This window comes from Streptomyces sp. NRRL WC-3549 (assembly GCF_000721935.1).
In the GTDB taxonomy this organism is placed as follows: domain Bacteria; phylum Actinomycetota; class Actinomycetes; order Streptomycetales; family Streptomycetaceae; genus Streptomyces.
In genome coordinates this window covers 52,125-59,721 of record NZ_KL585430.1, presented here as the reverse complement: position 1 = coordinate 59,721, position 7,597 = coordinate 52,125, and the positions used below count along the sequence as shown (strand labels likewise).

Here is a 7,597-nt window from a genome sequence, read left to right as displayed (position 1 = left end):
CGGCAGGACGGCGTAGAAGCCGATGTTGAAGGCGAACTGCGTGGCGGTCAGCAGCCGGATGTACGCCGTGAGCTCCGGCGCGCCCTCGCCCGCCCCGCTGCGCCGGACCCTCATGCCCGCCTCCTCGCGCGTACGGCCGCCGAGGTGAGCACCGCGAGCGCGCCGAGGGCGGCGAGGGCGGCGGCGGGCGCGAGGACGGCCCAGGGGGCCCGCTCGGCGTACGGCATGTTCTCGGAGAGCATCCGGCCCCACTCGGGCGCCGGGGGCTGGGTACCGAGGCCCAGGAAGCCGAGCGCGGCGAGCGCCAGGGCGACGGCCGGGATGCGCAGGACGGCGTGGCGGACGACCGGCGGGACGACGCCCGGAAGCAGGTGGCGGCGGAGCAGGTGGCCCCGGCCGGCGCCGAGCGCGAGGGACGCGGCGATGTGCGGGGCGGCCTTCTCCTGGACGTAGAGCGCGGAGGTGTGGGCGGCGAGGGGCGCCCAGGCGACCGCGGCGACGGCCACCGCGGCGCCCCAGGGCCCGGGGCCGGCGACCCCGGCGACGACGAGGCCGGCCAGGACCGCCGGCAGGGCGTTGGCCGTCTCGGTGAGCGCTCCGGCGCGCAGCGCCCCGGCGATCAGGCCGAGGAGCAGGGTGACCGCGCTGACGGCGACCGCGACGAGGACGGTCCGGGCGGCACCGTGGCCGAGCCGGGCCAGGACGTCGCGGCCCAGCGAGTCGGTGCCCAAAGGGTGAGCGGCCGAGGGGGAGGCGAGGCGGGCGGCGGCGTCGACGCGCAGGGGGTCGCGCAGCAGGCCGGCGACCGCGACCGCGACCAGGAGCGCGGCGAGGACCACGGCGGCGACCGTCACCACGCGGCGCACGGGCAGCCGTGGGGCGGTGAGCGCGGGGAGCGCCCCGGCCGCACGGGCGGGGCCCAGCAGGGCGCGGGAGCCGAGCCGGGCCGCGAGCCCGGCGGCGAGCCCCAGCAGGAGCAGCAGCAGGACGCAGGCCTGGAGGACGGGCAGGTCCTGGGCGAGGGCGGCGGCCAGCGCGGTGGAGCCGAGCCCCGGGATCGCGTACAGCGTCTCGACGGCGACCGCGCCGCCGGTGAGTCCGACGACGATCAGGCCGAGCTGCGGCAGCAGGGCGGGGGCGGTGCGGCGCAGGACGTGGACCGCGATGCGGCGCGGGGGCAGCCCGGACGCAGTGGCGGCGCGGGCCCAGGGCTCGGCGAAGGCGGCGGGCAGGGCGTCGTCGAGCAGCCGCCCGAGCAGGGCTCCGGCCGGGACGCCCATCGCGAGGGCGGGCAGCACGGCCTGGTCGGCCCTCCCCCATCCCAGCGCGGGGAACCAGCCCAGCTGTACGGCGAGGAGGGTGGCCAGGACGGCGGCGAGCAGGAACTCCGGCAGCGCGGCCAGGACGGCGGCACCGACCCCGGCCCGGGTGGTGGCGAGCCGGCGGTGCGCGCCCCGGCGCAGGGTCGGGGCGGCGAGGGCGAGCGCGAGGAGCAGGCCGACGGCGAGCGAGCAGCCCATCAGGGTGAGGGAGACACCGAGGGCGGAGACGGTGTCCGGGGCGACGGGCTCCCCGGAGACCCAGGACTCCCCCAGGTCGCCCCGGAACAGCCCGCCCGCCCAGTCGCCCAGCACGTGCAGGGGGCCGCCGTCGAGCCCGGTCTCGGCGCGGATCGCGTCGAGGACGGCGGGCGTCGGCGGCCGGTCCGCGTAACGGGCGTGCAGGATCGTCAGGGCCGGATCGGTACGGGTCAGCCAGGGCAGCAGGCCGATGACGGCGACGACGGCGGCGAGGACGACCAGCCGTCGCCCCAGATACCGCATCCGGGTCAGCCGACGCGGGTGTCGGCGGTGATCAGGGTGCGCTCCATCGGGTCGAGCGCGACGCCTTCGACCCGGTCGCCGTCGTAGCCCTGGACGAACCGTTCGTGGACGAGCGGTACGAGGGCGTCGGCGCCGAGCACGGCGGCCTCCGCGGTCATCTCGGCCCGGTGGCGCTCCTCGGTGCCGGCCAGGGAGGCCGCCTCGGCCACGGCGGCGTCGACGCGCGGGTCGCAGAGCTGGGAGATGTTGAAGCTGCCGTCGCAGGTGAAGTCGGAGGCGAGGTAGGAGACGGGATCGGCGGTGTCCAGGAGGGTGTTGCGGGCCTGGATGAACGCGTCGTACTTCCCGGCCAGCGCGTCGGCCTCCAGCTGGGCGTAGTCCCGGACGACCTGCTTCACGGTGAATCCGCGCTTCGTCAGCTGCTGCTGGACGATCGTCGCGACCTCGGGGAGTTCGGGCCGGTTGGTGTAGGTGGCGAGGACGATCTGCTTCGTCTTCGCGACCTCGTCCTTCGGGGCCGCCTCCGCCCGGCCCGTGGGGTCGGTCCGGTCCTTCGCGGCCCAGGGGACGCCGGGGCCGAGCAGGCCCCGCGCGGTGTCGGCGCGGCCCTCGTAGACGCCGTCGACCAGGGCCTTGGAGTCGATCGCCTCACGGGCGGCGGCGCGCATGGCCGGGTCGGCGAAGACTCCGTGATCGGTGTTCAGCGAGAGCCCGTTGGTGCGGGCGGAGGGGAACTCGTGGACGAACCCGTCGCCCAGCAGCGACGCCTGGGAGATCGGCACGTACTCGGCCACGTCCACGGCGTTCGTCCGCAGGGCGTTGGCACGGGCGGTGCCGTCGGCGACGAAGGTGACGTCGACGCCCGGGGCCTTCGCCTTGCCGCCCCAGTAGTCCGCGTTGCGCTCCAGGGTGGCGGCGACCGCGCCCTTGACGTCGGTCAGGGTGAACGGCCCGGTGGCGTGCCCGGCGGGGTCCACCTTGCCGCCCTTGTAGGCCCCGGCGGACAGGATCGTGAGCGAGGGGTTGGCGAGCCGCTGCGGAAGGAGCGGGTCGGCGTGCGCGGTGACGATCCGTACGGTGTCCGCGCCCTCGGCGGTCGCGGTCAGACGGGTGTCGGAGAGCACCCGGGGCAGCGGGGACGCCTTGCCGGCGGCGGTGAGGGAGCGGACCACGGCTTCGGCGTCCACCGTCGCGCCGTCCTGGAAGACCGCGTCGCGGAGGGTGAACGTCCAGGTGGTGTCGTTCTCCCGCTTCCAGGAGGTGGCGAGGGCGGGTTGCGGCGCGCCGTTCTCGTCGAGGGTGGTGAGGCCCTCGACGACGGCGAGCCGGCTGAGCGTCACCGCGTCGTCGCCGTACGGGGACATGGCCTGGGCGGGCGGGAAGGCCATGACGACCCGCAGCCGCCCACCCTCCGACGCCTCGTCGCCGTCGGAGGAGGAGCAGGCGGCGAGAGGGAGGAGCAGGGCGGCGGCGATCACCGGCAGAGGTGAGCGGCGGCGGCTTCGGAGCGTAGGCATGACGGAGACCCTATATGAAAACGATTATCATCTGAGTGGTGGGGGTGCGCGGCGTCCGGCCGGCGGCGGTCACGGCCGCACCGGAGCGGGCATCGGCAGTTCGAAGTGGATGATGCCCTGCCCGCCCCCCGGCAGCTCCCGCTCGTCACAGACCTCGTGCGCCATCGACCGCCAGAACGGCTCGGCGCCCGGCACGGACGGATCGGTGTGGAGGTACAGCGAGGTGTAGCCGCCCGCGCCCGCGGCGAACGCCCCGAGCTCCCGCACCAGCAGCCGGGCCAGCCCGTGCCTGCGGTGCTCCGGACGTACGTAGATCCGGCACAGCTGCGCGGTCGAGCCGGACGGGAAGCGGGCGGCGATCCATGCGGGGTTGGGGGGCGCCTGGGGGCCCCGGTCACGGACGGCCCCGGTCGCGACGACCTCGTCGCCGTACCGCACGACCATGAGCGTGCAGCGCTCCGGCCGCAGGTAGGCGCCTTCGAGGTCGATGATGTCCGCGTGCCAGCGGGGCACGTAGCCGGAGCGCAGGTCGTGGTAGACGGTGTCCAGCATCACCGCCCGCGCACCGCCCACGTCCTCGGCGGTCGCGGTGCTCAGGACGTACTCCTGCCGTCCGGACGCGGGGACGTAATCCTGCCGTCCGGACGCGGGGGCCACGGCGGGCGACGCGCCCCGCACCCCGGTCACCGTCGCTCCGGCCGCCGCACTCACCACTGACACTCACCCTCGCTCTCGCCCGCCGCAGGTCGGCTCACCTGCGGACACCTGCCCTCTCAGCGTACGTGCAAGTGATGCGCAACAAGGTGACGGGTGGGGCGGGTGGGCGTGGGCGGGTGGGCCAGGGGTCAGCCGGTGCGGTACACGAGGGCGGTCGCGATGCCCGCGATGCCCTCGCCCCGGCCGGTGAAGCCGAGACCGTCCGAGGTGGCGGCGGAGAGCGACACGGGGGCGCCGACGGCCTCCGACAGCACCTTCTGGGCCTCCTCGCGCCGCTTGCCGATCTTCGGGCGGGCCCCGACGACCTGGACGGCGACGTTGCCGATGCCGAAGCCCTCGGCACGTACGATGCGGGCCGCCTCGGTGAGCAAGGTCACCCCGGAGGCCCCGGACCACTCGGGGCGGCCGGTGCCGAAGTGCTGCCCCAGGTCACCGAGTCCGGCGGCCGAGAACAGGGCGTTGCACGCGGCGTGCGCGACCACGTCGGCGTCCGAGTGGCCGGCCAGGCCGGGCCCCTCGCCCTCCCAGAGGAGTCCCGCGCACCAGAGCTCGCGGCCCTCCTCGAAGGCGTGGATGTCGGTCCCGATCCCGACCCGCGGGATCACGGGCGCGGGCTGACGCGCCGTCTCAGAATCCATCGTTCGCCCTCCTGCGTGCGAGAACCGCCTCGGCCAGGACGAGGTCCAGCGGCCGGGTCACCTTGAACGCCTCCGCGTGCCCCGGTACGACGACGACGGGTGAGCCGAGCCGCTCCACCATGCCGGCGTCGTCCGTCGCCCCCTCGCCGTCGACGGCGACCTCGGCGTGCGCCCGCACCAGCGTGTCGCGGTCGAAGCCCTGCGGGGTCTGCACGGCCCGCAGCCGGGAACGCTCCGGGGTGGCGAGGACCGGCTCCGGATCGCCCGGCGCGCCGGGTTCGACCTCCTTGACGGTGTCCGCGAGGGGCAGCGCGGGCACGACGGCGGGCGCCCCGCCCCGTACGGCCTCGATGACCGCCTCCACCGTGTCGACGGGGACCAGCGGCCGGGCCGCGTCGTGGACGAGGACGACGGAGACGTCCTCGGGCAGCGCGTCGAGGCCGAGCCGCACGGACTCCTGGCGTGTCGCGCCACCCGGTACGACGAGGTAGTCGGTGTGCTCGGGCAGGACGTGGGCGTCGACGAGGTTCTTGACCTCCGGCGCGCCGTCCGGCGGGGCGACCACGACGACGAGGCCGACGGCGCGTGACGCGGCCATCGCCCGCACGGCGTGGATCAGCATGGGGGTACCGCCGAGAGCGCGCAGCGCCTTGGGCGTTCCGGGGCCGAGACGCACTCCGCGGCCGGCCGCGGGGATCACCGCGGCGGTGCGGGAAGCCCGTGGCTTCTCGGGCGTCGGTGACATCGATGACATCGCGTTCCACTCCGAAGCGTCGGCAGGTTTGTCCTCCCGGCCGACGTGGGTATGGCCTGGGGGTGCCCCCGGCCGTAGGTTGGGGGAGAGCCGGGCTCGACGCCTCGGCCCGACCGGGACCCTTCCGTGACCCCGGTCCGGGCACCTCGCGGCGGGGCACCGGCCGGGATCGGAACCGGCCGAGGCGACGGCCGGACGGCACCCGGGGACGGCTCCGCAGGACCCGGTGGGTTCCCAGGAACCGAACGTGCCGCAGTGCCCGGCGACATACCGTGGAAGACGGTCGGTCAGCGGGCACCGCGGCACATTCACAGGGCCGGTGTGACACCGGTTCAGGACGCGAGAACCTCGTCGAGCAGAGCCTCGGCCTTGTCCTCGTTGGTGTTCTCCGCGAGGGCGAGCTCGCTCACCAGGATCTGGCGGGCCTTGGCGAGCATGCGCTTCTCACCTGCGGAGAGTCCGCGCTCGCGCTCGCGACGCCACAGGTCACGCACCACTTCGGCGACCTTGATGACATCGCCGGAGGCGAGCTTCTCGAGATTTGCCTTGTAGCGACGGGACCAGTTCGTCGGCTCTTCGGCGTACGGCGCGCGCAGCACCTCGAAGACCCGGTCCAGTCCGTCCTGCCCGACCACGTCGCGCACACCCACGAACTCCGCATTGTCCGCCGGTACGCGAACGGTCAAGTCGCCCTGGGCGACCTTGAGCACCAAGTAGGTCTTGTCCACGCCTTTGATCTGGCGAGTTTCGATAGCCTCGATCAGCGCGGCCCCGTGATGGGGATAGACCACGGTGTCGCCAACCTTGAACGTCATGTGACAGGTACCCCTTCCGTGGCTATCCAGAGTAACACGAGAATCGCTTCTCCTGAATGACGTTTTCGCAGGTCAGGGCATATCTCGGGGCTTGACAACAACAACGCGGACGTGCTGCACGGGGCCTTCCGGAGGCGATATTCGCAGGTCGGAGCGGCCGTGCGGCTCCACCGAAACGAGTGCGTCACACGGACCGGAAGTCACTCAGAAGGGGCTGAACATCCCGTTTTGTCGGGTTCCGGATGGTGAACTTTCCGTACTCCGTTCGGAGATCGATCACCCGTACGGACCTTAGTGTCCGTGGCCATTGAATTTGATCAACGGCCGAGCACCGGGCCGATTATGCGTAAGGAATGCGCCACCACCGAGAAATCGGTCAGTCACAGATCACGCTCCGATCACGCACGTTATGTGAACACGGCACGAATCGGCCCGTTCGGCCGGCCCGGGGCGGCGGAGGCCGCGGACCCGCCGCGAGAGATCACGCAGAGGGGCGGGTCGGGTGCGGGCCCGGAACGACGGCTCGGTAACCTGGGCCCGCTGACACACACTTAGGGCGGCTTTACACCGCTCGGCCTTCCTGTCCGCAGAGTCCGAAGTCCGCAGTCCGATCGTTCAAGGAGTTGCCGCCGCCGTGAGCCGCAGCCTTCGACACGGCGCTCTCGCCGCCACTGCCATCGTGTTCTCGATCGCCTCGCTGTCCGCGTGCGCTGCGGGCAACGACGCACCGACCCTCCAGGTCAGGCCGGACAACGCGGCGACCGCCGTCGACCAGCTGAAGATCCAGAACGTCAACGTCATCACGCAGCCCGAGGGCGCCGAGGGCCCGGCCGTCGTCGCCGCCACGCTGTTCAACGACGGTACGAAGAAGGAGACCCTGGAGTCCGTGACGCTCCCGGGCAGCAGCACCCCGGTGAAGCTGACGCCCGCCAAGGGCAACGGCCCGATCGAGGTCCCGGCCGGTGGCCGCGTCATCCTGGGCGGCAAGGGCAACGCGTCCGCCGTGATCGAGAACGGCCACGAGGCCGTTCAGGCCGGTGGCGTACAGGCCGTCGCCTTCACGTTCAGCGAGACCGGCGAGGTCTCCCTGGGGGCCACGGTCGTCCCGGCGGAACACTTCTTCAAGGCCTTCGGCCCGAGCGCCCTCCCGTCCCCGAAGCCCTCCGCGTCGGAGAGCTCCTCCGGGACGCCGTCCGGTGAGGCGACGGAGCCGGGGGCCGGGACCGGGGCCGGGGCCGGCGAAGCGGCCGGCACCGAGTGACGTGCCTCTGAAGACGTACCACTGAAAGGGGGCGCCCTCCAAGAGGGCGCCCCCTTTCACGCTTCACGCGGC

The 7,597-nt window shown here is 73.5% G+C and carries 7 protein-coding genes; 1 reads left to right on the top strand and 6 read right to left on the bottom strand.

Features of this window, described 5'->3' with window-relative positions; translation table 11 throughout:
- Positions 1-110: 110 nt before the first annotated feature.
- The 6 genes from IH13_RS0130415 to IH13_RS0130390 all read right to left on the bottom strand — a co-directional run bounded on the left by IH13_RS0130415 (position 111) and on the right by IH13_RS0130390 (position 6,264).
- A complete protein-coding gene (locus IH13_RS0130415; RefSeq protein WP_031089308.1) occupies positions 111-1,823 on the bottom strand; it encodes an ABC transporter permease subunit in 1,713 nt (570 codons plus the stop codon).
- Positions 1,824-1,828: 5 nt separating this feature from the next.
- Entirely contained in the window at positions 1,829-3,340 is a 1,512-nt protein-coding gene (locus IH13_RS0130410; RefSeq protein WP_031089306.1) for an ABC transporter substrate-binding protein, read from the bottom strand.
- Positions 3,341-3,409: 69 nt separating this feature from the next.
- The gene (locus tag IH13_RS0130405; protein ID WP_037842861.1) at positions 3,410-4,054 is read right to left on the bottom strand and encodes a GNAT family N-acetyltransferase; all 645 of its coding nucleotides are present in this window, start codon (positions 4,052-4,054) and stop codon (positions 3,410-3,412) included.
- 131 nt (positions 4,055-4,185) lie between these two features.
- Positions 4,186-4,695 (bottom strand): 2-C-methyl-D-erythritol 2,4-cyclodiphosphate synthase, encoded by a 510-nt coding sequence (gene ispF, locus IH13_RS0130400; RefSeq protein ID WP_031089303.1) that lies wholly within the window; start codon positions 4,693-4,695, stop codon positions 4,186-4,188.
- Positions 4,685-5,449, bottom strand: coding sequence for a 2-C-methyl-D-erythritol 4-phosphate cytidylyltransferase (ispD, locus tag IH13_RS0130395; protein WP_031089301.1), 765 nt, complete (start codon positions 5,447-5,449; stop codon positions 4,685-4,687). Before ispD ends, ispF begins: the two co-directional genes overlap by 11 nt.
- A 332-nt stretch (positions 5,450-5,781) precedes the next feature.
- Entirely contained in the window at positions 5,782-6,264 is a 483-nt protein-coding gene (locus IH13_RS0130390; RefSeq protein ID WP_003953493.1) for a CarD family transcriptional regulator, read from the bottom strand.
- Between the two features lie 634 nt (positions 6,265-6,898).
- Between IH13_RS0130390 and IH13_RS0130385 the strand changes: the two genes are divergently transcribed.
- A complete protein-coding gene (locus IH13_RS0130385; protein ID WP_031089299.1) occupies positions 6,899-7,525 on the top strand; it encodes a hypothetical protein in 627 nt (208 codons plus the stop codon).
- Positions 7,526-7,597: the final 72 nt, after the last annotated feature.

Excerpts from the sequence above, each read along its gene's own strand:
- ispD (WP_031089301.1), bottom strand. The coding sequence starts at position 5,449 with ATGTCATCGATGTCACCGACGCCCGAGAAGCCACGGGCTTCCCGCACC.
- IH13_RS0130415 (WP_031089308.1), bottom strand. The coding sequence starts at position 1,823 with ATGCGGTATCTGGGGCGACGGCTGGTCGTCCTCGCCGCCGTCGTCGCC.
- IH13_RS0130390 (WP_003953493.1), bottom strand. The coding sequence starts at position 6,264 with ATGACGTTCAAGGTTGGCGACACCGTGGTCTATCCCCATCACGGGGCC.
- ispF (WP_031089303.1), bottom strand. The coding sequence starts at position 4,695 with ATGGATTCTGAGACGGCGCGTCAGCCCGCGCCCGTGATCCCGCGGGTC.
- IH13_RS0130410 (WP_031089306.1), bottom strand. The coding sequence starts at position 3,340 with ATGCCTACGCTCCGAAGCCGCCGCCGCTCACCTCTGCCGGTGATCGCC.